Genomic DNA, 25,044 nt, shown 5'->3' with positions numbered 1-25,044 from the left:
ACATTATCTTCTGAATTGCTTTAACCGGGAGGTAGCATGCAGCAGGATATCATCAGCAAACCGACGCTCAACTGGAATGGTCACCAGCTCACCGAGATACTGAACCATTGCTTTGAGCAGTACGTGGTGCCGTTTCGGCTGGATAGCGAAACCTTTGGCTGGCGCTTTGTTGCCGAGGATCTTAACCCCAACGACAGCACCGTCTGGCTTTATCGTGGAGAGCCAAAAGCCATCGCGCTGATCACCCGGCGCGGGCAAACCTGCCGCCTTGCGGCTTTTGCTATTCGCCCGGAACTGCGTGGGCAGGGGCTGGGTAAAATTTTTATTCAGCAGCTGATAGATGCCGCAAGGGCGCGGGGCGATAAACAGTTCTTGCTGGAGGTTATCGTCGGTAACGACAGCGGGCTGGCGCTCTACGAGCGAATGGGCTTTGTGCGCCAACAAACGCTGGCGGGGTTCCAGAGTGAGGGAACGGCCTGGCCTTCCACCTCTGAAGATTTGCTGGAAATAGATCCCTTGCACATGGCCCATAAAATGATGGTGGCCAACGAGGCTCCGCTGCCGTGGCTTAGCGCGCCTGAAACCCTGTTCAAGCTGCCGGGTAAAGCTTTTACGCTCAATGACGTGGCCTATGCACTGGTGATTCCGGGGGAAGTGCCGAAGCTAAGAGGGCTGTATGTTGAGCCACATGCCCGGCGCAAAGGGCATGCGAAAAAGCTGCTGGTTCTGCTTCAGGAGCAATTCCCGGGGCTGGCAACCGCAGGCGCTATTCCCGAGCAGGTTGCGCCGCTGTTTGTAAGCAGCGGCTTCCGGCAGGACTCGCTAACGCAGTATGAAATGAAGCTAGTTCTGTAGGGGAGTGAGTGAGGGCAAAAGCCCTCACCGTAATGCTTACAGCACGCCCTGGGCCAGCATGGCATCGGCCACTTTCACAAACCCGGCAATGTTTGCCCCGCGCACGTACTGAGTCTGTTTCCCTTCTCCGCCGTATTCTACGCAGGCCTGGTGAATATCCAGCATGATGTGATGAAGGCGAATATCAACCTTTTCGGCTTTCCAGCTCAGGCGAGCCGCGTTTTGCGCCATCTCCAGCCCGGACGTTGCCACGCCGCCGGCGTTGGCTGCTTTACCCGGAGCAAACAGCACGCCGGCCTCAACAAACAGGTCAGTGGCTTCAATGGTGGTTGGCATATTTGCGCCCTCTGCCACGGCTTTTACGCCGTTAGCAATCAGGGTACGTGCTGCTTCAACATCCAGCTCGTTTTGCGTCGCGCACGGTAAAGCGATATCTACAGGCACGCTCCACGGCTGCTGGCCTTCAAGGTAAGTCAGGCCAAACTCGCGGGCGTAATCCGCCACGCGGCCATCACGGCTGGCTTTGATTTCGCACAGGCGAGCCAGTTTTTCAGCGTTAAAGCCGGTTTCATCAACCACCGTGCCGTTGGAGTCCGAGGCTGTGACCACGCGCGCGCCAAGCGACATCGCTTTTTCAATCGCGTATTGCGCCACGTTGCCGGAGCCGGATACCGCCACGCGCATACCTTCAAAACCAAGGCCGTGGCGCTGTAGCATAGCGTCGGTGAAGTAAATCAGGCCGTAGCCGGTGGCTTCCGGGCGAATCAGGCTGCCGCCGAAAGAAAGCCCTTTGCCGGTAAATACGCAGGCGGTGTTGTTGGAGAGCTTTTTCATCATCCCGGCCATATAGCCGACTTCGCGGCCGCCAACGCCGATATCGCCCGCCGGGACGTCAGTATCCGGGCCAAGATGGCGGTACAGTTCAACCATCAGCGCCTGGCAAAAACGCATAATTTCGCCCTCGCTTTTGCCCTTCGGATTAAAGTCGCTGCCGCCTTTACCGCCGCCCATTGGCAGCGTGGTCAGCGCATTTTTGAAGGTTTGCTCAAAACCGAGGAACTTGAGGATCGACAGATTTACCGACGGATGGAAACGCATGCCGCCCTTAAACGGGCCGATAGCGGAGTTGAACTGCACGCGCCAGGCACGGTTAACCTGCACCTGATTTTTATCATCCACCCAGGCGACGCGAAACTGGATAACGCGCTCCGGCTCGACTAAACGCTCAAGCAGCGCTTGCTGGCGATATTGAGGATTATTTTCAAGAAACGGCCACAGCGTGCTCATCACTTCGCGAACCGCCTGAGCGAATTCAACCTGATGCGGGTCGCGCAATTGCACTGTGGATAAAAACTCTTCGAGAGATAATGCTTGAGCCATCAGAGGTAACTCCTTGTTGCGAGTAGTGTTGTGTGTGTTTTGGGTCTGGTTATTTTTTGACTATAACATTTTCTTATGAACGGGCATCAAGCGATTTTTTAATCTACGGGGATAAAAAAGAGAGAGGCAGGAGACGTAAAGCGCCTCCCGCCTGGGGTTTAGAAGTGAGTGTTAACGCTCATATAGTAAGTGCGGCCGGACTCGTTGTAGGTCTGGGCACCTGCGCCATACATATAAGATTTAGTGGTGTCGTTCCCGGTCGTCTGGGCATTACCCGCGCGCCAGTGGCGCTTGTCGAGCAGGTTGTCGACACCGGCGGTTAAGCTGACGTTTTTGGTGGCATCCCATGTCGCGCTCATACCAATAATGCTGTAAGGGCTCACTTCGTTGGTATCGCTTCCCGTCACCGGAGTGCCCTTATAGTTGTACTTTTTCGGCTGCTGTTTGCCGTACCACGTCAGGGTGCTTTGCAGCGAAACGTCCGGTTGAACCTGCCAGCTAAGCGTAGAGTTCAGCGTATATTCCGGGATGATCGACAGGCGATCGCCGGTCTCTTTGTTTTTGCTTTGCAGCATATACGTCAGGTTATTGTTCCAGCTTACGGTATCGGTCAGCGGCAGGTTGACGGTGCCTTCCAGCCCCTCAACAACGGCTTTCGGCACGTTGTTCCACTGGTAGATATCGGTCTTCTTGCTGTTGGAAGCAATCGGTGAATAGCCGGACTCAATCTTGTTGCGATAATCGTTGCGGAACCAGGTTATCCCTGCCTGATAGCCGTCGCGCTTGAATTCGAGGCCAATTTCTTTGTTGATGCTGGTCTCGGCTTTCAAATCCTCATTACCCATCAGGTAGCAGGCTCCGCCGCTGGCTGCACAGCCCTGGCCGCGGCTGTAGAGAACATAGTTAGGGTTGGTCTGGTACAGGCTCGGCGCTTTATAGGCGCGGGCGATGCCGAGCTTCAGCGTCAGGTCGTCGGTCAACTCCTGGGAGAGGTTGAGCGACGGGCTCCAGTTGTCACCGACGATGGAGTGGTGGTCGAAGCGCAGTCCCGGCGTCAGCATGGTGCTGCTGGTCAGCTCCATGTTGTTTTCCGCAAACAGCGAGAAAATTTGCGCTTTCGAGTAGGGGCTGCGGTTGGTGGAAGAGACGCCCGGGATAGCGCCGCCTTCGCTCAGGGACTGAGTATTGGACGAACCGTCCTTCATGCGCTGTTGGTTCCACTCGCTGCCGAAGGTCAGATTCTGGTTCACCAGCAGCTCGAACGGCACGCTGGCTTCGCTGTGCAGCAGCACGTCGCTTAGATCGATATCAGAGAACTGGCCGTTGGAGAAAATGCCCTCGGTGCCGCCGGCCAGCCCTTCGTTCACGCGCGTGTTGCGGGTGTGCTCATACTGAACATAAGAGTTGGTGGTTACGCCGTTATCCCAGCCGCCCGTCCAGGTGACGGAATAATTCTGGCGATAAAGACGGTTGGTCTCTTTGCCGTAATTGTCCTTCACCAGCTGATTGCTGTTGGTGTTCTGGGTATCGCCCGCGTAGAGGTTACCCTGGCGGCTGTAGCCGGTTTCAAACTCCAGCGCCTGCATTGGGGCAAATTCCCAGCGCAACAGGCCGTTGATATCTTTATGGATAACGCCTTCACGCCCGGCGGGCAGCGTGCTGGCGTAAGAGCCGGTACGCAGAGACTGATGCCCCTGGTTAATGTCCCAGGCATCGGCCTGCGTTTTGTCCAGGTTGCCGTAAAGACGGAAGCTTACGTCGCCGCCCAGCGGGCCGGTGAGGTTGAAGTTAGTGCGTTTGGTCGAGCCTTCATCTTTATGCTCAGGCACGTTGAAATAGGTATTCCAGCTGCCGTGGAATTCATTGCTGCTGCGTTTGGTAATGATGTTTACCACGCCGCCTGCCGCGCCGTTACCGTAGCGAGCCGCCGCCGGGCCGCGAATAACTTCGATACTGTCGATCATTTCCGGCGGCACCCAGGAGGCGTCGCCGCGGGTATCACGTTCGCCGCGCCAGCCAAGGCGCACGGCGTTACGGCTGGTCACTGGTTTACCGTCAATCAGGATGAGGGTGTTTTCCGGCCCCATGCCGCGAATATCTATCTGGCGGCCGTTGCCGCGCTGGCCGCTGGTGGAGTTGCCGGTAAGGTTAACCCCCGGCATGGTGCGCACAATTTCAGAGATGTCGCGCGCGGGTGGGCGCTTCTTTAGCTCATCGGCGCTGATAATCGACACGCCCGGCGCCTGGAGCGTTTGCTGCGCCGCGGTCACCACCAGAGTGTCTTCATTCTCTACCGGCGCGGTCTGCGCCGAAGCGGGAAGGGCAATGCCATAAATGCCCAGACTCACCAGAGTGGCGAGGGAGTAAGAAAATTTATTATTCATTATCTGTCCTGAGTGTCACCGCCAGCGTCCCGGTTAGCTCCATTCCCAAATAAGGAAAGGACGCGGCAGAAGTGCCTGATGTTGAAACTGCGGCAACACGCTATTGCAAATGAAAATAATTATCAATTTATTTCTCAGTTGCATCTTTGGATCAATTAAGGCGGCTTATTAATTAGCGTGGGTTATCAAAATGGTCATTAACTATTCATCAACCTGATATTCCAGAATTGACCTCGGCCATTACCTGAATGACACAAATTAGAGTGATCTTATTAACAAAGTCGCGTAAAGGGCGGCCATTTTGGCGGGTTCAGATTGTGAGAAAAGACATTCCAGGCTAGATACAAAATGTAACAACTCTCGATATCCAATTAGAAAACGGACAAAATTATGGATAGATTTGGGAAACACCTCGTCTGGGTCGTGCTCGCCTTAGTTGGCGCGTTCGCCCTCGGTTACATTGCACTCAACCGCGGAGAGCAGATCAACGCCCTGTGGATAGTGATTGCTTCTGTTTGTATTTATCTCATCGCCTACCGCTATTACGGCCTGTTTATCGCTAAACGCGTATTAACGGTGGATGCCACACGCATGACCCCGGCCGTGCGCCATAACGACGGCCTCGACTACGTTCCAACGGATAAAAAAGTGCTGTTTGGGCACCACTTTGCGGCTATCGCCGGGGCGGGGCCGCTGGTGGGGCCGGTACTTGCGGCGCAAATGGGCTATCTACCCGGCATGCTCTGGCTGCTGGCGGGCGTGGTGCTGGCCGGTGCGGTACAGGACTTTATGGTACTGTTCGTCTCTACCCGTCGCGACGGGCGCTCCCTGGGTGAGCTGGTAAAAGAAGAGATGGGCAACACCGCCGGGGTTATCGCCCTGGTCGCCTGCTTCATGATAATGGTCATCATCCTTGCGGTACTGGCGATGATTGTTGTGAAGGCGCTAACCCATAGCCCGTGGGGGACTTACACCGTTGCCTTTACCATTCCTCTGGCTATATTTATGGGCATTTATATCCGCTACCTGCGGCCGGGGCGCATCGGCGAAGTGTCGATTATCGGCCTGGTGATGCTGGTCTTTGCCATTATTTCCGGCGGCTGGGTGGCGCAGAGCGAAACCTGGGCACCGTACTTCGACTATACCGGCGTGCAGCTAACCTGGATGCTGGTGGGCTACGGCTTTGTGGCCGCCGTGCTGCCGGTCTGGCTGCTGCTTGCGCCGCGTGATTACCTGTCCACTTTCCTGAAAATTGGCACCATTATCGGGCTGGCGGTGGGCATCCTCATCATGCGCCCGACGCTGCAAATGCCATCATTAACAAAATTCATCGATGGCACCGGCCCGGTGTGGAGCGGCGACCTGTTCCCGTTCCTGTTTATCACCATCGCCTGCGGGGCGGTTTCCGGCTTCCACGCGCTGATTGCCTCCGGCACTACGCCGAAAATGCTGGCTAACGAAAATCAGGCCTGCTTTATCGGCTACGGCGGCATGCTGATGGAGTCCTTTGTTGCGATCATGGCGCTGGTTGCTGCCTGCGTGATTGACCCCGGCGTTTATTTTGCGATGAACAGCCCGATGGCGGTGCTTGCTCCAGCGGGAACGGCTGACGTAGTGGCTTCTGCGGCGCAGGTTGTTAGCGGCTGGGGCTTCCACATTACGCCGGACACGCTAACAAATATCGCCAACGAAGTGGGCGAGCAGAGCATCATCTCTCGTGCCGGTGGCGCACCTACGCTTGCCGTTGGGATGGCTTATATTCTGCACGGCGCGCTGGGCGGGCTGATGGACGTCTCGTTCTGGTATCACTTTGCGATTCTGTTTGAGGCGCTGTTTATCCTGACGGCGGTGGATGCCGGTACGCGCGCCGCACGTTTCATGTTGCAGGATTTACTGGGCGTAATATCTCCGGGGCTGAAGAAAACCGACTCGCTGCCGGCCAACCTGCTCGCCACCGCGCTTTGCGTGCTGGCCTGGGGCTATTTCCTGCATCAGGGCGTGGTTGATCCATTGGGCGGCATTAACACGCTGTGGCCGCTGTTCGGCATCGCCAACCAGATGCTGGCGGGCATGGCGTTGATGCTTTGTGCCGTGGTGCTGTTCAAGATGAAGAAACAGCGTTATGCCTGGGTGGCTCTGGTGCCAACCGCATGGCTGCTGATTTGTACCCTGACGGCAGGCTGGCAGAAAGCGTTCAGCTCAGATGCAAAAGTGGGCTTCCTCGCCATCGCCAATAAGTTCCAGTCGATGATCGACAGCGGCAATATTCCGGCGCAGTACACTCAGTCGCAGCTTAGCCAACTGGTGTTTAACAACCGGCTGGATGCCGGCCTGACTATCTTCTTTATGGTGGTTGTGGTGGTGCTGGCCTGGTTCTCGCTGAAAACCGCGCTCAAAGCTCTGAGGTCAGATAAGCCGACGGCTAACGAGACGCCGTATGAGCCAATGCCGGAGAATTATCAGGAGATTGTGGCCAGGGCAAAAAGCGTGCACTGATTTTTACCCTCACCCTCACTCTCTTACCTCATCATTTCCCTCTCTCCCCTTTGGGGAGAGGGCCGGTGTGAGGGGCAACCCACTGGAGGCATTATGTTCGATACTCTGTCCAAAGCCGGAAAATACCTCGGCCAGGCAGCAAAACTGATGGTCGGCGTCCCGGACTACGACAATTACGTGCAGCATATGCGTTTGACCCACCCGGAACAGACGCCGATGACTTATGAAGAGTTTTTCCGCGAACGCCAGGACGCGCGCTACGGCGGTAAAGGCGGCGCTCGCTGCTGCTAAAACAGGTGAAATGCATTAGATTGACTCTATGGATGTTGCAGTCAGAATGTAAATCAAATGTGACGTTCGGCGTATTTTTTAACACCAGGCGAAAATCCTGTTGTGCGAAACTGGCGAGTGTGATTTTATCAATGACGACTTTTAACGCTAATTCAGGAAACCCATGACTCATTCCCTGCAAACTTCGACCCTACTAATTACCGCGCTACCAGCCGCGGTGGTCGTCGTGCGTGTGGTGGTGGTCGTCGGCAATGCGCCGTAGGGACTGAATCAACGTATCGATTCCAAACCCCGCCGGCGCAAACCGGGCGGGGTTTTTTGTTTTAAGTGCCTGCCCAGAAGCGAACCGGCTAATAAGAAGGACTGGAGCATGGCAATTTCGGACACACCCTCACAGCGCATCACCGGCGCAGAGCTGATTGTAAAAATGCTGGAACATCATGGCATTACCACAGTTAGCGGTATTCCTGGCGGCACGGTATTGCCGCTCTACAATGCGCTGAGCCAAAGCACCCGCATTCGCCATGTCCTGGCGCGCCACGAGCAGGGCGCAGGGTTTATGGCGCAGGGCATGGCGCGCACCAGCGGTAAACCTGCGGTCTGCATCGCCTGTAGCGGTCCGGGGGCGACCAACCTGGTCACCGCGATTGCCGACGCCCGCCTCGATTCCATCCCTCTGGTTTGTATTACCGGGCAGGTTCCTACCTCGATGATCGGGGCGGACGCTTTCCAGGAAGTCGATACCTACGGCATTTCGATTCCCATTACCAAGCATAACTACCTGGTGCGCAGCATCAGCGACCTGCCGCAGGTGATTACCGACGCATTCCGTATCGCCCAGTCCGGCCGCCCTGGCCCGGTATGGATAGACATTCCGAAAGATATTCAGACCGCAGAAATTGAGATTACCGAACTGCCGGAAGTGGCACTTCCTTCTGCTGCCCCGGCCTTCGACCATCAGGACATTGCCCGCGCGGCGGCGATGATTAACGAAGCTAAACGCCCGGTATTGTACCTTGGCGGCGGAATTATCAGCGCGGGCGCAGCGGAGCAGGCTCGCGAACTGGCTGAGCGTGCCGGGCTGCCAACAACCATGACGCTGATGGCGCTGGGGACCCTTCCGGCGCGGCACCCTCTTTCTCTCGGCATGCTGGGCATGCACGGCGCGCGCAGCACCAACTTCATTCTTCATGAAGCCGATCTGCTGATTGTGCTCGGCGCACGCTTTGATGACCGCGCTATCGGCAAAACAGAAGAATTCTGCCCGAACGCCAAAATTATCCATGTGGATATCGACCGCGCCGAGCTGGGTAAAATTAAGCAGGCACACGTAGCGATTCGCGGCGATGTAGGTGAAGTGCTGCGCCAGCTCACCCCGCAGACTAAAGCGCTGCCGCGCGGCGAATGGCTGCAAACGGTCGCTAATTTGCAGCGCGAGTTCCCGTTTGCCATGCCGGGTGAGGACAACCCGCTGATGCCTTACGGGCTTATTAAAGCGGCGGCGGCCTGCGTGGATGACGAAGCAATCATAACGACCGATGTGGGCCAGCATCAGATGTGGGTGGCTCAGGCTTATCCGCTTAATCGCCCTCGCCAGTGGCTGACTTCCGGCGGGCTGGGCACTATGGGCTTCGGCTTACCGGCTGCGGTTGGCGCGGCGCTGGCTGAGCCGACGAGAAAAGTGCTGTGCTTCTCCGGCGACGGCAGCCTGATGATGAATATTCAGGAAATGGCTACCGCAGCGGAAAACAATCTGGATGTGAAAATCATCCTGATGAACAACCAGGCGCTGGGGCTGGTTCATCAGCAGCAAACCCTGTTCTATCAGCAAAATATCTTTGCCGCGACCTACCCGGGCATGACCGACTTCCTGACCATTGCGCGCGGTTTTGGCCTCGCCACCTGCGATTTAAACCAGGCAGAAGATCCGCAGGCTGCGCTCCAGGAGGCGATTTCCCGCCCGGGGCCGTGCCTGATTCATGTGCGCATCGACGCGGACGAAAAAGTATTCCCGATGGTGCCGCCGGGCGCCGCCAACACTCAGATGATTGGAGAGTAAGCCATGCAGCAATCAACCGTTATTCTGGAACTTACGGTACGCAACCATCCGGGCGTGATGTCTCATATCTGCGGCCTGTTTGCCCGCCGCGCATTTAACGTAGAAGGCATCCTATGCCTGCCGCTGCCGGAAGGCGACCAGAGCCGCATCTGGCTACAGGTTGAGGACGACAGCCGCCTTGAGCAGATGGTTAGCCAGGTCGATAAGCTGGAAGACGTGGTGCAAATCATCCGCCATGCCGATGACCCGGGCATTTTCAACCGACTAACCGCCTTTGTGCAGTAAATGAAATGAGGCTTTCAACCCATTTTTTGAAAGCCCCGTCATTGATTACAGCGCAGAGTGGAACCCATGCCGAAGGAGCGGCATTCCGCTATAGCCCCTGGCGAACCAGCAGCTCTGGGGTAATTTCAGCGATGGAGCGTGCGCCGGTTAGTGTCATCGCTACCCGCATCTCTTTCTCTATCAGGTCCAGCAGGTTGCTGACTCCGGCTTGGCCGTAGGTCGCCAGGGCGTAGAGGAAAGCGCGGCCCAGCAGCACGGTATCCGCGCCCAGCGCAATCATGCGTACCACGTCGAGACCGTTGCGAATACCGCTATCGGCCAGAATAGCGATGTCGCCTTTCACCGCATCGGCGATGGCGGGCAGGGCGCGAGCGGAAGAAAGCACGCCGTCCAGCTGGCGGCCACCGTGGTTAGATACCACTATCCCATCCGCGCCAAAACGCACCGCATCTTTCGCATCTTCGGCATCAAGGATCCCCTTAATTACCATCGGGCCATCCCAGAACTCACGGATCCACTCCAGGTCGCTCCAGGAGATAGACGGGTCAAAGTTTTTTGCCAGCCAGCCAATGTAATCTTCCAGCCCGGTCGGTTTGCCCAGGTAGGCGGAAATATTGCCCAAATCATGCGGGCGACCGTTCAGCCCTACATCCCACGACCACTGAGGATGCGTAACCGCCTGCATATAGCGGCGCAGCGCGGCGTTCGGGCCGCTCATCCCCGAGTGGGCGTCGCGATAGCGGGCACCCGGCGTTGGCATATCCACGGTAAACACCAGCGTTGAGCAGCCGGCGGCTTTTGCCCGCTCCAGCGCGTTGCGCATAAATCCTCTGTCTTTCAGGACATAAAGCTGGAACCACATAGGGCGGTTGATAGCCGGGGCCACTTCTTCAATCGGGCACACCGAAACCGTCGACAGCGTGAAGGGAATGCCTTTGGCGGCTGCGGCCTTCGCCGCCTGCACTTCACCGCGACGGGCATACATACCGCACAGCCCAACGGGCGCAAGGGCGACCGGCATTGACAGCGTTTCGTTAAACAGTTTGGTTTCGAGACTCAGCGCCGACATATTTTTCAACACGCGCTGCCGGAGAGCCACCTGCGCCAGATCTTCCACGTTACGCTTAAGGGTGTGCTCCGCGTAGGCTCCCCCGTCGATATAGTGGAATAAAAATGGCGGCAGAATGCGCTCGGCGGCGGCACGGTAGTCGGTTGCTGCGGAAATAATCATCGTTTCTGTTCCCTTTTTTCATCACTTGCTTCGTCCGGGAGGCGGGTAATACGTGCCTGTCGGGCTTCATCTTCTTGCAGGGTTTTAATCGTGGAGTGGACAAACCCCAGGTGCGACTGGGCGGCACGCCTTGCCCGCTCGGCATCGCCCGCGAGTATGGCTTTCAACAGCTCGTCGTGCTGTTCGGTAAGCCCGGCGAAAATAGCCGGAACGGTATACATGCGCTGGCGGCTGTGCAGCACCGAGGATTGCAGCAGATCGAAGAATCCGCGCATGGTCTGGAGCAGCACGATATTGTGCGAGGCTTCGGCAATCGCAAGGTGAAACCGCACGTCGGCCTGGGCCGCAAGATCCGGGTCATCGCTTTCTTTAAACTTGAGGGTGGCGTCAAAACAGGCGATCAGTTTTTCTTTATCGGCTGGCGTGGCGCGCATTGCCGCATACCAGGCCGTGCTGCCCTCGATAGTGTGGCGCGCTTCGAGGATATCCAGCTGATAGTTAGGATCGCCCTCAACCAGCGTTTTCAGCGGCTGAACAATACGTTGTTCCGACCACTGTTCTATTTGGTAACGAAGATAAGTGCCGCCGCCACGGCGGCTGGCAAGCACGCCTTCACCAATTAGCTTCTGAATGGCTTCGCGCAAAATAGACCGCGAACAGCCCAGCTCGGCGGCGAGCTGACGTTCGGCGGGCAACCGCATGCCCGCCTCCAGTTTACGTTCATTAATCAGCGCCTTAACACGTTCAACCATCTGGTCGGCAAGGCGCGGTACAGCTTGGGTCATGGGATCATCCAGGTTAAAACATAAGCCTGCAGCGTGGTAATTACGCCCACCATGCAGGTGAATATCAGGCTGTGTTTCACGGTAAAGCGGAACAGGTCTGACTCCTTACCTACCAGCCCCACCGCGGCGCAGGCAATGGCGATAGACTGCGGCGAAATCATCTTGCCGGTTACTCCGCCGGTGGTATTAGCCGCCACCAGCAGCAGGTCTGAAACGCCAATCTGCTGCGCCGTTGTGGCCTGTAATGCGGCAAACAGCGCGTTGGAGGAGGTGTCTGAACCGGTCAGGAACACGCCCAGCCAGCCGAGGAACGGCGAGAAGAAGGTAAAGGCGTGGCCGGTATGGGCCAGCGCCAGAGCCAGCGTCGCCGACAGCCCGGAATAGTTTGAAATAAACGCAAACGCCAGCACCATGCCGATGGAGTAAATCGGCAGCGCCAGCTCCTTCAGCGTTTCCCCGAAGGTTACCAGCGCCGCTTTTGGCTTCATGCGCAGGTAAACAATCGAAATCAGCGCGGCCACCAGGATGGCGGTGCCGGTCGCGGAGAACCAGTCGAACTTGTAGACCGCCGCATAGGGCGCGCTTGCGGCAACGACCGGTGGCATTTTGGCGACCAGGTTGTCGAGAAACGGCACTGAGAAATTATAGACCCAGTCTGCCAGCGCTCCGCCTTTAGCAAACAGCGCTTTAAACGGCGGTATGCTCCACAGCGTAACGGTGGCGGTTAAAAACAGGAACGGCATCCACGCCCGAACAATCTGCCGCCCGCTGTATTTCTGCGGCGCAACAGCCTGCTCGCCAGCTGCTTCATCTATGTTATCAAAGCGGAAAATACGCACCGGCTTCCATACGCGCAGGAAGGCCGTCAGGCACACCAGCGACACCAGGGAGGAGATAATATCCGGTAGCTCAGGGCCGATGAAGTTGGAGCTAAGATACTGGGCGATAGCAAATGATCCCCCGGCGACCATCACCGCAGGCCACGTCTCTTTGATGCCGCGCCAGCCATCCATAATCGCCATGATCCAGAACAGCACGATAATTGTCAGGAACGGCAGTTGGCGGCCAACCATCTGGCCGATTTCGAAGCTGTCCAGCCCGGTGACCTGGCCGGCAACAATAATCGGGATCCCCATTGCGCCGAAGGCGACCGGTGCGGTGTTGACTATCAGGCACAGCCCGGCGGCGTAAAGCGGCTTAAAGCCCAGGCCAACCAGCAGCGCGGCGGTAATGGCGACCGGCGCCCCAAACCCTGCGGCACCTTCCAGAAACGCGCCGAACGAGAAACCGACAATCAACATTTGCAGACGCTGGTCCGGCGTAATCGACAGGATAGACGAGCGAATAATGTCGAACTGCCCGGTTTTGACGGAAATCTTATACACAAAGACCGCGGCAACAATTATCCAGGCTATTGGCCACAGGCCATAAAAGAAACCATAAACAACCGAGGCAAGCGCTCTGTCCACCGGCATGCGGTACAAAAACAGGGCAACCAACAGGGCGAGAATGACCGTCAACGTGGCGGCTTTATAGCCCTTCATCCGCAGCTTAATCAGCGCGAAGAAGAAAAACAGGATCGGGATAGCCGCAATCAGGCTGGACAGCCAGATATTCCCGAGCGGATCGTAGAGTTGTTGCCAGACTTGCATGCAGGATTCTCCAGGGTGATGCGTGTATCGTTTCTTATTAGATTGGTAGGACCAATTTTGTTATGTAGAGCAAATGATGGCTAATGGTTAACTTTGTGTTAATCGTTGGCAACGGTCTGGCGAGGGTTTATCGGCGTTTTGTAGAAAAGTGCACGTTTTTATCTGAATTGGTAGGACCAAAAAAGCCCCTTTTCCGGGAGGAAAAGAGGCGGAATGTTAAAGTTGCTGGCGAGGAGGGGAAAAACCGTCGTTATTTTTTGTACTGCTCGTCGCTGACCTTTTCCAGCCACTCAACCGGGCTGCCGTTTAGCGACTCGGCGATGGCGATATGGGTCATCGCGGTTTGTGGCGAAGCGCCGTGCCAGTGCTTAACGCCTTCCGGTATCCATACAATATCGCCCTGATGCATCTCCTGAATTTCGCCGCCCCATTCCTGTAACCATCCCCGCCCCTGGGTGATGATGAGCGTCTGCCCGAGGGGATGGGTATGCCAGGCGGTACGTGCGCCGGGTTCGAAAGTTACCGTAGCGCCGCCCACGCGGGCGTTATCGCTGCCGCTGAACGGAGCATCGATGCGAACCGTGCCGGTAAAATAATTATCAGGCCCTTTTTGCGAGGGCAGCGAGCCGCTGCGGGTAATTTTCATCGTCTTCTCCAGGTAGAACGTTACTGTGCGTAGAAATACAGTAGACCCGATCCAGAAAGGGCACTAGCCGGTGAAATCTGCAAGAACCTATGAATGGGATTCATGAGTCTCAGTCAGAACCAGGTCCCGGCGAGAGATTTAAACCAGCCTAAATAAACGGTCGAGCGACCAGCGGCCTGCGCCCCGGGAGAGGATGAGCAGCAGCAGCCCGCCCCAGATCAGGTGCGTTGGCCATGCATCCGGGTAGACGAAGATTTCAATCACCAGCGTCATAAACAGCAGTCCTGCGGCGGCGAAGCGTGAAAACAGGCCAAGAACCAGCAACACGGGGAAGCCATGTTCGGCCAGCGTCGCCAGGTGAGCGGCAATATCGTAGGGAATCAGCGGTAGCGCGTATTCGGTGCGAAACAGCTCGTAGGTGGATGGTTTTAAGGTCATAAAACCGGTCACTTTAGTGCGGCCGGACAGGAAAAATACGGCGGCGATGCCGACGCGGGCAATCAGCAATAACAGGTTATCACTCACGTAGCGCTCAAGAGTGCGCCAGGCGTTATTCCACAGCGAGCGTAACCCGTGCTCCGGGGAAGAAAATTCAGTCGTTTTCATAGTGGCCTCAATGGTTAACGTTCCGGGGCGGCAAAAACGCCGCTGTGTAACATGTGGCTGAAAAAAGTGCCGAGAGGTAATGCGGGCTCTGCCAGCAATGCCCGCTCGCTTGCCTGTTGAAGGCTCGCGCCGCCGTGGCAGGCGGAAAGAAACACGGCTCCGCCCCGGCTTAAAGGCCCGGCAACTATCTGCCGTTGCTGCCGCACCAGCAGAGCGCCCTCTGCACGCCAGGCGATGTTTTCTGGCGCTTCCAGCCCATAGCGATTGAACTGCCAGAGGGTGAAGGCCGGTAAGGTCGGGTGCCATTGCCAGCGCACGCCGTCCCGCAGTTTTAATTTCCGCATAGCCAGCGCATCGGTTGAGAGCTGTACCAGCGCGTTGGTATCCAGCGGCGGCGAGTCTTTGGCGCAAAAAACCTCCAGCCACAGCCAGTCCAGCTGCGCCACCGCGCTTAAATAGGGCAGTTCGCCCGCCGCAGGGTAAGCCTCGACAAAGGCGGGAAAGCTCTTGCCATAGAGAATCAATTCTCCTTCTGTTGGCTGCTGTTCAAGCGCGTAGCTGCGAGCCATTTCCCGAAAAAACTCGCTGCCCGTCAGTCTGGCAACGCTGGGGAAATTAGCCTCCAGGGCGTCAATACAGGCTTTCAATACGCCGTTGCGGTAGACCGCAAAACCCGGCTGGCTCAGCAGGTGAGCCAGTTCCGGCGAATCTTCGCCATAAATTGCGCCAATAAAGGCCCGCTGATAGCGACTCAGGGCTGTACTCATGGCTGCTCTCCGGCGGCATTGAGGATCTGCTGAGCTCGCTCCCGCTCTGCAATCAGCTCCGCAAATGCAGGCAGGTTATCGTCCCGCTCGATAAGCGTAGGTATTGCGCCAGCCCGCTGGATCAGGCGCTGATATAGCTGCCAGACATCGGCAGATATCGGCGAGTCATGGCTATCAATCAGCAAATCGCTGCCGCCTTCATCGCGGTTGAACCCCGCCAGATGGAGTTCGGTAATCCGCTCAACAGGGAAGCGTGCCAGCCAGGCTTCGGCATCAAATCCGAGATTATGGGCGCTGAGCCAGACGTTATTGAGATCCAGCAGCAGGCCGCATTGCGTCCGGTTGCTGACCTCGGTAAGAAACTCAATTTCGTCCAACTCATGCTCGGGCATCTGCAAATAATGGGTCGGATTTTCCAGCGAGATCTGGCGACCCAGCGCATCCTGTGTACGGTTAATATTGTCGATAAGCCGGTTCATGACCTGCGTGGTTCGCGGCACCGGCAGCAGATCGGGGTAATAAGCCCCTTCCCAGCGTGACCAGGCCAGGTGCTCGGAAACCAGAGCCGGTTTTATATCGTCAATAAGCGCCTTTAGCTGCTTTAGCAGTTTGCCATCCGGCGCTGAGTCTGCCGCCAGCGAGAGCGAAACGCCATGCAGGGAAATTGCGTGCTGCTGGCGAATCCCCTCCAGCCATTCTCTGCGTGGGCCACCCGGCATCAGGTAATTTTCACTATGGACTTCATACCAAACGTCCGGCGGGCTGGCGTAAGCCTCCGCATAATGCCCGGGCTTTAACCCCAGCCCGGCACCGAGTTTTTCCGTTGTTGTCATGCGAGTGGCCCCCGTTATTTAGCCTTCGGTCAGCGAGCCGCGGCCGCCGGGCGTCTGGATAGAGGTGCAGGTCCCGGCCGGAACCATCTTGTAGGCGTTTTTCTGGTAATCGACTTTTGAGGTGCCCGCGCAGGTGGTTCCTGCGCCCGCTTTACAGTCGTTATCTGCGGCTTTGGCAATACCAAAACAGCGCTCAAGATTAGGCCCGGTTAATTCGGCGGCGAAAGAAGCGGTGCTGAAAGAAACCAGAGACAGGGCAATAGCAGACATAGCGATACGGTTCATATCTTTCTCCAGATAATCAAAGTTAATAAACTGAGGTTAATTAAATAATCAGGGATTAATTAAGAGCGTTATTTCCTCCTTATTAAATAAAACCAGGTTAATTGCCTGAGGTAATATTCACGGCTTTGAAAATAGTGCGCGCGACGTTTTTCGGGTCATACAGCATCGGCACATGGCTAACCGGCAATTCGGTTATTTGAGCGTGAATCTTTTTCGCCATCGCACGTTCCAGGTCCGGATTAATCATGCGGTCATTGCTGCCGACCAGGAACCAGCTCGGCTTCTGCTGCCAGGCGGCGCTGCTCACCTTCTCGGTAAAACTCGCGGCGGCAATGGGCATCTGGGTGATGCCGATAATATTTTGCGCCTCAGGCGTGGCGTCCTGGGCGAAGTCGGTGGCGACGGCCTTAGGATCGAGGCTCAGGAAACCGTCAGCCCCTTTGATAATTTTTGCGCTGCCCGGCGGAGCAGGGAAGCTGTTGGCTAAGTCAGCGGTAGACTGGCCGGGCGAAGGTGCGAAGGCGTTGATATACACCAGCCCTTTCACTTTCGGATCGTTGCCCGCTTCGGTAATCACCGTTCCGCCCCACGAATGGCCGACCAGGATAACGTCGCCTTTGGCGCGGGCAATGGCTCGTTTGGTCGCCGCCACGTCATCCGCCAGCGACGTTAAAGGAATTTGTGCGGTGATAATTTCGTAATGGCGCGTTTGCAGCACCGGGATCACCTGCTCCCAGCTGCCGGTAGCGTCGGCGAACGCTCCGTGAACTAAAACAATGGTGTGCTGGGTTTCAGCATGGGCGGCAAACCCGCTCATCAGGCCGGCGGCTGTCAGCGCCAGCAGCGTCTTACGCAATGGTTTCATGTTGTTCTCCATTTAAAAAGAAAGCGTTAGCGATAAATATCCGCGCTGCCGAAATAGCTGTTATTGCCCCCGGCGGAAATGATGCGGTAGGCGCTGGCACCGGCTTTATCGGCTTTTGCAGCCAGGCTGGCGTTGAGCTGGCTCAGGGAGAGGGTGGTGCCGCTGCTTTCAGACACGGTGCCGATTTTGACCAACCCCTGAGCGTGGTTAACTTCTTTGGCGGCAAAAGCCGGAGAAACGGCAGCGGCGATAATCAGCGGGAGCAGCAGGTTGCGGATAAGTTTCATCATAAGCCTCGCAAGAATCAGTTCGTTAAACGGGTTGCCGCCGTAACGTTTGGCGGATGGCCTTATTTAACGCGTTCTTTGTATGCGGGCTGTGTCAGGCGCGGGGCGATTTGTTTTGTTGTTTAGCTAAATGAGGTGTGGATACATAACAACACAATTCGTTGGTGAGAAAGCCCTCTCCCCGGGCGGGAAGAGGACACGATTAAGAAGGTTAAAGCCCTTCCTGGCTCTCTTTTTTGGCTTCAGCGGCGCGGATGGCGCGATACCAGCGCGGGTGGTGTTTCTGCGCCCAGCGGCGGCTGACCTTTCCGGCAATCATGCCTTTAATCGAGCCTTTCACCCAAAATGCCATGTACATATGGATAAGGATGGCGTGGATCAAAATAATGGCGGAAGCGGCGTGGATAAGCAGGCCGTAGCGAATCATCCAGATAGGGAAATAATCGGCGAACCAGGGCCGCCAGATAATAATTCCGGTTACCAACAGCACGAAGATCATGCTCATAATGGTCCAGAACATCATCTTTTGCCCGGCGTTATATTTCCCGACATCAGCCACTTTATGCTCGTTGCCTTTCAGCACTTCAACAATGCCTTTCAGCCAGGGTAAATCCTGCTTGTCGGGAATGTTGTGATGCACAAAACGGGCGAACATAAACATCAGCGCGACGAAAATAGCCACGCCAAAGTACGGGTGCAGAATACGCCCCATTTGGGGCGTACCGAACGTTTCCGTCAGCCATTGCAGCGTGGGGAAAAACAGCGCAATGCCTGAAAGCGACACAAGAAAGAAGCATACCACTACCGTCCAGTGACAGGCACGGTCGATGAATTTCGTTCTGACAATCATCTTACTCATGGCTATCTTCCTCGTCTTCGTCCGTCTCTTCGTTCGGCCCAACGCCGATATAGTGGAACATCAGCCCGGCAAATGTGGCAACGAATCCCATCGCCGACAGCGGCTTGAGTATGCCTTTCCACAGGTTGACCGGGGTGTCGATTTTCGGCTCCTTCGGCAGGTTGTGGTACAGCTCCGGCTGGTCGGCATGATGCAGTACATAAATAACGTGCGTGCCGCCCACGCCCTGCGGGTTATAAACGCCCGCGTGTTCGAAGCCGCGTTTTTTTAGCTTTTCGACGCGCTGGTCCGCCATTTCAAGCATCTCTTTGCGGCTGCCAAAATGTATCGCTCCGGTTGGGCAGGTTTTCACGCAGGCCGGTTCCTGGCCAACGCTGACCCGGTCAACGCACAGGGTGCATTTATAAACGCGGTTATCGTCTTTATTCAGGCGAGGCACGTTGAACGGGCAGCCGGCGATGCAGTAGCCGCAGCCGATACAGTGTTCCGACTGAAAATCCACAATGCCGTTAGCGTACTGAATAATGGCTCCGGCGGAGGGGCAGGCCTTAAGGCAGCCCGGGTCCTCGCAGTGCATGCAGCCGTCTTTGCGGATAAGCCATTCCAGTTTGCCGTTTTGCGTGGTTTCGCTAAAGCGCATCACGGTCCAGGATTTGGCGCTCAGATCTGCGGGGTTGTCGTACACCCCAACGCAGTGCCCCACCTCATCGCGGATGTCGTTCCACTCCGAGCAGCCGACTTGGCAAGCCTTACAGCCAATGCAGCTCGACACATCGATGAGCTTGGTGACTTCTTCCTTGAAGTCACGTACCCGCGGCGGCGGCGTAAAACCGTTGGTCGCCGAACGTTTAATAATATCCTGAGATTGCATGGACATTGTTCTCTCCCTTACGCCTTCTCAATGTTGACCAGAAACGCCTTGTATTCCGGCGTTTGCGAGTTAGCGTCGCCAATGGACGGCGTCAGGGTGTTCGCGAGATAACCCTTGCGGGCCGCACCCTCAAAGCCCCAGTGCAGCGGGATGCCGACGGTTTCCACCTCCTGGCCACCTGCATGCAGGGTTTGCAGGCGCGGGGTCACTACCGCTAAGGCCTTAATAAAGCCGCGTTTACTGCTGACCCTGACCCAATCACCGTTAGCAATCCCTTTTGCCTTCGCCAGGCGCTCGCTGATTTCCACAAATTGTTCCGGCTGGGCGATGGCGTTAAGCCGCGCGTGCTTGGTCCAGGTGTGGAAATGCTCGGTCAGGCGATAAGTGGTGCCGACATAAGGGAACTGCTGCTTGCGACCCATGCGTTTGGCGTCGGCTTCGTACAGACGCGCCGCCGGGTTAGAGACTACGTTCGGGTGCAGCGGGTTGGTGCCGAGCGGCGTTTCAAACGGCTCGTAGTGCTCCGGGAACGGCCCTTCGGCGAGTTTGTCTAGGGCAAACAGGCGTCCCAGACCTTCCTGCTGCATGATAAACGGCCCAACGCCGCTGCCCGGTGCCGCAGTGCTGAAGTCCGGGATGTCGTTCCCGACCCATTTCGTACCGTTCCATTCGATCAGCATTCGTTTCGCGTCCCACGGCTTGCCTTGTGGGTCGGCGGAGGCGCGGTTGTACAGCACGCGGCGGTTCATTGGCCACGCCCACGCCCAGCCGAGGGTGTTACCCAGCCCGGAAGGATCGGCATTATCGCGGTTCGCCATCTGGTTGCCTTTGGCGGTCCAGCTCCCGGCGTAAATCCAGCAAGCGGAAGCGGTAGAGCCGTCGTCACGCAGCAGCGCAAAGGAGTCCAGCAGCTGGCCTTTTTTCGCCAACAGAGTCCCGCTGGCATCAAACAGGTCTTCCAGCGCGTAGCCGTTGTTCTCTTTGGCAATATCTTCCGATTCTGGCTTATCAGGCTGATGATAATTCCAGCCCATTTTCATCAGCGGCTCGATGCCTTTACCGCCTTCGGCCCGGTACATCTGGCGCAGCTGGTGGTAAAGTCCGGCGAGGATCTCTCCGTCGTTCAGCGCTTCCCCCGGCGCGTCCGCACCCTTCCAGTGCCACTGTAGCCAGCGGCCGGAGTTGGCGATGGATCCATCTTCTTCCGCAAAGCAGGTGGACGGCAGGCGGAACACTTCGGTCTGAATAGCGGCCGGATCAACGTCGTTCATCTCGCCGTGGTTCTGCCAGAAATTGGAGGTTTCCGTGACCAGCGGGTCGATAATCACCAGGTACTTCAGCTTGCTGAGGCTGGCAACAACTTTGTTTTTGTCCGGGAACGAGGCCACCGGGTTGAAGCCCTGACAGATATAGCCGGTGACCTGGTTGCGGTCCATCATGTCGAAGTATTTCAGCACGTCATAGGACTGATCCCACTTCGGCAGCCAGTCGAAGCCCCAGCCATTCTCTTTGCGGGCATCATCGCCGTAGAACGCTTTCATCAGGCTGACGAAGAACTTCGGATAGTTGCCCCAGTAGTTCACCTGGCCCGGCAGCGTGGCTTTTGGCGTATTAGCCGCAAGGTACGTTTGCAGGTCGGTGTGCTTCTCAGACGGCAGCGTCAGGTAGCCCGGCAGGCTGGTGGAGAGCAGGCCGAGGTCGGTCAAACCCTGAATGTTGGAGTGGCCGCGCAGGGCGTTAACGCCGCCGCCCGCCATGCCCATATTGCCGAGCAGCAGCTGGATCATCGCCATGGTACGGATGTTCTGGGCGCCAACGGTATGCTGCGTCCATCCCAGAGCGTAGAGGAACGTGGTGGTACGGTCCGCCGCGCTGGTTGAGGCCAGCACTTCGCAAACTTTGAGGAAATCCGCCTGAGGCGTACCGCAAATGTTCTCAACCACGTCCGGCGTATAGCGGGCAACGTGCTGTTTGAGCAGGTTCCACACGCAGCGCGGATGGCTCAGCGTGTCGTCGCGTTTGGCGAAGCCGTTTTCGTCGAACTGGTAGTTCCAGCTGGTTTTGTCGTACTGGCGTTTTTCGTCGTCGTAGCCGCTGAACAGGCCGTCTTCAAAGCTGAAGTCGTCGCGCAACAGCAGCGCCGCGTTAGTGTAGTGTTTGACGTATTCGGCGTTAATTTTACCGTTGGAAATCAGGTACAGGATAACGCCCGACAGGAAGGTAATGTCGGTTCCGGAGCGGATCGGCGCATAGATATCCGCCACCGAAGCGGTGCGGGTAAAGCGCGGATCGACCACAATCAGCGTGGCGTCGTTGTTGTTTTTGGCTTCCATCGCCCAGCGGAAACCGACCGGGTGGGCTTCAGCGGCGTTGCCGCCCATCACCATCACCACGTTGGCGTTTTTGATATCAACCCAGTGGTTGGTCATCGCACCGCGACCAAATGTTGGAGCAAGACTTGCTACCGTTGGTCCGTGTCAGACGCGCGCCTGGTTATCTACCGCCAGCATGCCCAGCGAGCGGGCAAATTTTTGCGTGAGCATCCCGGTTTCATTGCTGGCCGCCGAAGCGCACAGCATGCCGGTTGAAAGCCAGCGGTTAACGGTGACGTCGTGCTCATTTTTCTCGACGAAGTTAGCGTCACGGTCATCTTTCATCAGGCGGGCAATGCGTGAAAACGCTTCATCCCAGCTGATGCGCTGCCATTTATCAGAACCCGGCGCGCGGTATTCCGGGTAGCGCAGGCGGCTGTCGCTGTGAATATAGTCGAGCAGGCCAGCCCCTTTGGGGCAAAGCGCGCCGCGGTTAACCGGGTGATCCGGGTCGCCTTCAATATGGAAAATGCTGGATTTGGCGTTTTTTGCGCCGTCTCCGAGGCTATACATCAATAATCCACAGCCCACGGAACAGTAAGTACAGCTATTACGGGTTTCTTTCGCGCGCAGCAATTTGTAATTGCGCGTCTCCGCCAGCGCGGTTTTTGGCGCAAAGCCCAAAACTGCCGCCGTTGTACCAGCCATCCCGCCGGCGCAGATTTTAAAAAATTTTCTGCGGCTGACGTTCATCGTAACCTCATCGTATGACGTTATTCGTGCGGCGAAAATAACAACTATGGCCGTTCAAATATTGCGTGAAATCAACTCGATAAACATTGGGTATGCGCTTACCCACAAGGTGTTATCTATTGTGTTAAATAGATAGCCATTTGGTATGTGTGGTTATTGGCGGGAGGGGTAAAAGTGCCGCTCTGCAAATAAGGCGGCACGTTTTTGATATCAGCCAGCGCAGAAAATTACAGGCGGGTAAAAGAGAACCAGCGCCGCCAGATAAAACGCAGCACGTAATACTCGATAACGCCGAGCGCAAGGAACCATGCGCAGAACAGGATTATGTACAGCTGGCTGAGGTCGGCGAGATGGAAGGTATCAATCAGCTTTTGCGCCAGCGTCAGGGTTAACGCCGGGGCCGGAAGCAGCAGGCAGGACAGGAAAGCCAGCAGCAGAATGCCGCCCGCGCTTAACAGCGCTTGGTGTGGATGGTTCATGACGTTGTTAACCTGAGGCTAAAAGAAGCTATTGTCCGGGAAAGCGGGCGCGGGTGCAAACCGGGTGAGGGGGAGGAAGAAAGCGGCCTCCCGGTTGGAAGGCCAGCGGAGAAAAGAACGCTTAAAACACTTCGTTCAGCAGGCTGTACATACGGGTAAATGCGCGTTTGGTCACTTCCGGGTGATATTTGGCCACGCCGTCAACATTCGCGCCCGGGTCGGTGAAGGAATGCACCGCTCCGGCGTAGCTGACGAGCTGCCAGTCTACCGATGCGGCGTTCATTTCAGTGGCGAACGCGCTCAGCTGCTCGCGCGGTACCAGCGGATCTTCCGCGCCGTCCAGCACCAGTACGGAGGCTTTGATATCTCCGACAGCGCTGGTTTTTTTGGTATCCAGCGTTCCGTGGAAGGAGACCGCAGCTTTGATATCTACGCCGCTTCTTGCCAGCTCAAGCGCGCAATGGCCGCCAAAGCAGAAGCCCGCGACCGCCAGTTTACCGGCGGCAACAGGTGCCGTTTTCTGGGCGGCAAGAGAGTCCAGCGCGGCGCGCATGCGGCCCACTTCTGCCGGAGTATCTTTCACTTCCATCATCAGGGCACCGGCTTCGTCCGCGTTGGTCGGGCGTTTGCCCTGGCCGTACAGGTCGGCAACCAGCACCACATATCCCTGAGCCGCAATGGATTTTGCCTGCTCGATAGCGGCGGCGCTCACGCCCATCCAGTTTGGCGCAATTAAAATGCCGGGGCGCTCCGCGCTCTCCTTTTCGGCATACACCAGAGATCCTTCAAAGGTTTGATTATCGACTTGATATAAAAATGGCGCTGAAATAATTTCCGACATCGGTATTAACCTCTAAATAAATTATGGTTCTCTTGCAGGTGAACCTTAATTATTTTCATAGCGCTAAGGAATTAGCAATTTATTAAAAACTCAAGCGCATGAATTGCTATCTAATTAAATTTAAAAAAGCTTTATGTGTTAGCAGATGGTTTTTTCTGTCAGAAATTGTAATGCAGGGTTTGCGGGGTGAGCTTATCACCCCGTTATTTATTGCCGTGGCCGCCTTTTAAAAAGTGAATTGCCGGACGTACTGGCGAAGTTAATCCTGGGACATCAGGTCCCGGTAAAGCTCGGCCAGTACTCCGCCTGCGGCGAACTGCTGTTTGATCCAGCGGGTAACCTGACCCGTGGCGGCGTGCTGGGTGGCAAGCAGCATGCGCGAGTGCTGGCGAGGGTTGTGTACCTTCCGGGTGACCAGCAGCCCACTGTTTTGCGCCTCACGCACCATATAATCCGGCAGGAAGCCAATGCCTTCCCCGAGTATCTGGCACTGGCATTTGGTAGCGAAGTCCGGTACGGCAATCACTTCCTGGCCGTGCAGCAGCCAGCCCACTTTCTTATTAATCGTCGAGGCGGTGTCTTCCACCATGATATTGGGGTAGAGCCTGAGCTGGCTTTCGGGGATGGGCTCCTGAGCGTTTGCCAGCGGATGAGCGGGCGCAACGGCGAACTCCCAGCGGATGGCGCCGATTTCGGTGTAGTCAATCCCGCCTCCGCCCAGCAGGGCATCCGGTGCGCCGATGGCGATATTGACCTGATTATTAATCATCGCATCCCAGACGCCGTTATAAACCTCGGTCGTGATGGCAATCTGGCAGCCGGGGAAGCGCTGTTTGAGGATTTGCAGCAGCTTCGCCGTGTGGTGCGGGGTGTACAGCAGGTGGTTGATGCAAATTCTGACTTTAGCCTCAATCCCCTGCGAAATGGTGTCAATTCCCCGCTTAATGTCCTGAAAATCATTCAGCAGGTCTCTGGCTTTACGGTAGAAATAAAGCCCGGATTCGGTTAGCTCAATATTGCGGGTGTTGCGGATAAACAGCGTCACGTCGAGCGCTGTTTCTATCCGCTTGATGGTGTAGCTGATAGCGGAAGTGGTGAGACCCAGCTCTTCGGCCGCCCTGCTGAAGCTGCCGTAGCGCGCGGCGCAGGTAAATGCCTGCAAATTCTCTTCGGTAAAGATTGAGTTCACGTCGTTCCCTCTTCACGGCGGTGGTTAGCGGGA

At 56.5% G+C, this 25,044-nt stretch carries 24 protein-coding genes; 6 read left to right on the top strand and 18 right to left on the bottom strand.

Annotation, left to right across the window (positions count from 1 at the left end; all coding sequences use genetic code 11):
• Nucleotides 1-36 precede the first annotated feature (36 nt).
• Nucleotides 37-855 (top strand): N-acetyltransferase, encoded by an 819-nt coding sequence (locus FOC35_RS03710; protein WP_172568185.1) that lies wholly within the window; start codon nucleotides 37-39, stop codon nucleotides 853-855.
• 36 nt (nucleotides 856-891) lie between these two features.
• Here the strand turns inward: FOC35_RS03710 and gdhA are convergent, their stop codons facing one another.
• Nucleotides 892-2,235, bottom strand: a complete 1,344-nt coding sequence (gene gdhA, locus FOC35_RS03705; protein WP_016535221.1) for an NADP-specific glutamate dehydrogenase — start codon at nucleotides 2,233-2,235, stop codon at nucleotides 892-894.
• Nucleotides 2,236-2,393: 158 nt separating this feature from the next.
• Nucleotides 2,394-4,619 carry a TonB-dependent siderophore receptor gene (locus tag FOC35_RS03700; protein ID WP_016535222.1) on the bottom strand — a complete coding sequence of 742 codons (2,226 nt, stop codon included), beginning with the start codon at nucleotides 4,617-4,619 and terminating at the stop codon, nucleotides 2,394-2,396.
• A gap of 390 nt (nucleotides 4,620-5,009) precedes the next feature.
• On the opposite strand from FOC35_RS03700, the gene cstA reads away from it, so the two are divergent.
• The 5 genes from cstA (at nucleotide 5,010) to ilvN (ending at nucleotide 9,750) form a co-directional block, all read left to right on the top strand.
• Entirely contained in the window at nucleotides 5,010-7,115 is a 2,106-nt protein-coding gene (gene cstA / locus FOC35_RS03695) for a pyruvate/proton symporter CstA (RefSeq protein WP_172568184.1), read from the top strand.
• A 93-nt stretch (nucleotides 7,116-7,208) separates the two neighbouring features.
• Entirely contained in the window at nucleotides 7,209-7,406 is a 198-nt protein-coding gene (locus FOC35_RS03690; RefSeq protein ID WP_172568183.1) for a YbdD/YjiX family protein, read from the top strand.
• Nucleotides 7,407-7,569: 163 nt separating this feature from the next.
• Nucleotides 7,570-7,668: an ilvB operon leader peptide IvbL gene (gene ivbL, locus FOC35_RS03685; RefSeq protein ID WP_071704074.1), complete on the top strand. Its 99-nt coding sequence runs from the start codon at nucleotides 7,570-7,572 to the stop codon at nucleotides 7,666-7,668.
• 108 nt (nucleotides 7,669-7,776) lie between these two features.
• Entirely contained in the window at nucleotides 7,777-9,465 is a 1,689-nt protein-coding gene (gene ilvB, locus FOC35_RS03680; protein WP_172568182.1) for an acetolactate synthase large subunit, read from the top strand.
• Between the two features lie 3 nt (nucleotides 9,466-9,468).
• The gene (gene ilvN / locus FOC35_RS03675; RefSeq protein ID WP_016535226.1) at nucleotides 9,469-9,750 is read left to right on the top strand and encodes an acetolactate synthase small subunit; all 282 of its coding nucleotides are present in this window, start codon (nucleotides 9,469-9,471) and stop codon (nucleotides 9,748-9,750) included.
• Nucleotides 9,751-9,838: 88 nt separating this feature from the next.
• Here the strand turns inward: ilvN and lldD are convergent, their stop codons facing one another.
• The 16 genes from lldD to FOC35_RS03595 form a co-directional block, all read right to left on the bottom strand.
• The gene (gene lldD / locus FOC35_RS03670) at nucleotides 9,839-10,981 is read right to left on the bottom strand and encodes an FMN-dependent L-lactate dehydrogenase LldD (RefSeq protein WP_172568181.1); all 1,143 of its coding nucleotides are present in this window, start codon (nucleotides 10,979-10,981) and stop codon (nucleotides 9,839-9,841) included.
• A complete protein-coding gene (lldR, locus tag FOC35_RS03665) occupies nucleotides 10,978-11,766 on the bottom strand; it encodes a transcriptional regulator LldR (RefSeq protein ID WP_016535228.1) in 789 nt (262 codons plus the stop codon). The genes lldD and lldR overlap by 4 nt, the downstream gene beginning before the upstream one ends.
• Nucleotides 11,763-13,418, bottom strand: coding sequence for an L-lactate permease (gene lldP, locus FOC35_RS03660; RefSeq protein WP_172568180.1), 1,656 nt, complete (start codon nucleotides 13,416-13,418; stop codon nucleotides 11,763-11,765). The genes lldR and lldP overlap by 4 nt, the downstream gene beginning before the upstream one ends.
• A 250-nt stretch (nucleotides 13,419-13,668) precedes the next feature.
• The gene (locus tag FOC35_RS03655) at nucleotides 13,669-14,064 is read right to left on the bottom strand and encodes a cupin domain-containing protein (protein ID WP_172568179.1); all 396 of its coding nucleotides are present in this window, start codon (nucleotides 14,062-14,064) and stop codon (nucleotides 13,669-13,671) included.
• A 138-nt stretch (nucleotides 14,065-14,202) separates the two neighbouring features.
• Complete coding sequence (locus tag FOC35_RS03650; protein ID WP_172568178.1) at nucleotides 14,203-14,670, bottom strand: DoxX family protein; 468 nt, start codon at nucleotides 14,668-14,670, stop codon at nucleotides 14,203-14,205.
• Nucleotides 14,671-14,684: 14 nt separating this feature from the next.
• The gene (locus tag FOC35_RS03645) at nucleotides 14,685-15,437 is read right to left on the bottom strand and encodes a DNA-binding domain-containing protein (RefSeq protein ID WP_172568177.1); all 753 of its coding nucleotides are present in this window, start codon (nucleotides 15,435-15,437) and stop codon (nucleotides 14,685-14,687) included.
• A complete protein-coding gene (locus FOC35_RS03640) occupies nucleotides 15,434-16,270 on the bottom strand; it encodes a DUF692 domain-containing protein (protein ID WP_172568176.1) in 837 nt (278 codons plus the stop codon). Before FOC35_RS03640 ends, FOC35_RS03645 begins: the two co-directional genes overlap by 4 nt.
• Before the next feature lie 18 nt (nucleotides 16,271-16,288).
• Entirely contained in the window at nucleotides 16,289-16,555 is a 267-nt protein-coding gene (locus FOC35_RS03635) for a DUF2282 domain-containing protein (RefSeq protein WP_172568175.1), read from the bottom strand.
• A gap of 97 nt (nucleotides 16,556-16,652) precedes the next feature.
• Nucleotides 16,653-17,420: an alpha/beta fold hydrolase gene (locus FOC35_RS03630; RefSeq protein WP_172568174.1), complete on the bottom strand. Its 768-nt coding sequence runs from the start codon at nucleotides 17,418-17,420 to the stop codon at nucleotides 16,653-16,655.
• A 26-nt stretch (nucleotides 17,421-17,446) separates the two neighbouring features.
• The gene (locus FOC35_RS03625; RefSeq protein ID WP_371810744.1) at nucleotides 17,447-17,710 is read right to left on the bottom strand and encodes a DUF1471 domain-containing protein; all 264 of its coding nucleotides are present in this window, start codon (nucleotides 17,708-17,710) and stop codon (nucleotides 17,447-17,449) included.
• A 208-nt stretch (nucleotides 17,711-17,918) separates the two neighbouring features.
• Nucleotides 17,919-18,572 carry a formate dehydrogenase-N subunit gamma gene (gene fdnI, locus FOC35_RS03620; RefSeq protein ID WP_039899124.1) on the bottom strand — a complete coding sequence of 218 codons (654 nt, stop codon included), beginning with the start codon at nucleotides 18,570-18,572 and terminating at the stop codon, nucleotides 17,919-17,921.
• Nucleotides 18,559-19,443 (bottom strand): formate dehydrogenase subunit beta, encoded by an 885-nt coding sequence (fdxH, locus tag FOC35_RS03615; RefSeq protein ID WP_172568173.1) that lies wholly within the window; start codon nucleotides 19,441-19,443, stop codon nucleotides 18,559-18,561. The genes fdnI and fdxH overlap by 14 nt, the downstream gene beginning before the upstream one ends.
• 11 nt (nucleotides 19,444-19,454) lie before the next feature.
• Nucleotides 19,455-22,502, bottom strand: coding sequence for a formate dehydrogenase-N subunit alpha (gene fdnG / locus FOC35_RS03610; RefSeq protein WP_172568172.1), 3,048 nt, complete (start codon nucleotides 22,500-22,502; stop codon nucleotides 19,455-19,457).
• 227 nt (nucleotides 22,503-22,729) lie between these two features.
• Nucleotides 22,730-22,981: a DUF1158 family protein gene (locus FOC35_RS03605; protein ID WP_172568171.1), complete on the bottom strand. Its 252-nt coding sequence runs from the start codon at nucleotides 22,979-22,981 to the stop codon at nucleotides 22,730-22,732.
• Nucleotides 22,982-23,102: 121 nt separating this feature from the next.
• On the bottom strand, nucleotides 23,103-23,822 hold the full coding sequence (locus FOC35_RS03600; protein ID WP_172568170.1) for a dienelactone hydrolase family protein: 720 nt from the start codon (nucleotides 23,820-23,822) through the stop codon (nucleotides 23,103-23,105).
• 259 nt (nucleotides 23,823-24,081) lie between these two features.
• Nucleotides 24,082-25,011 (bottom strand): LysR substrate-binding domain-containing protein, encoded by a 930-nt coding sequence (locus tag FOC35_RS03595; RefSeq protein WP_172568169.1) that lies wholly within the window; start codon nucleotides 25,009-25,011, stop codon nucleotides 24,082-24,084.
• Between the last annotated feature and the right edge of the window lie 33 nt (nucleotides 25,012-25,044).

Origin of the sequence: Cedecea sp. FDAARGOS_727 (genome assembly GCF_012273235.1) — a bacterium.
In the GTDB taxonomy this organism is placed as follows: domain Bacteria; phylum Pseudomonadota; class Gammaproteobacteria; order Enterobacterales; family Enterobacteriaceae; genus Cedecea; species Cedecea davisae.
This window is presented reverse-complemented; position numbering and strand designations above follow the sequence as displayed.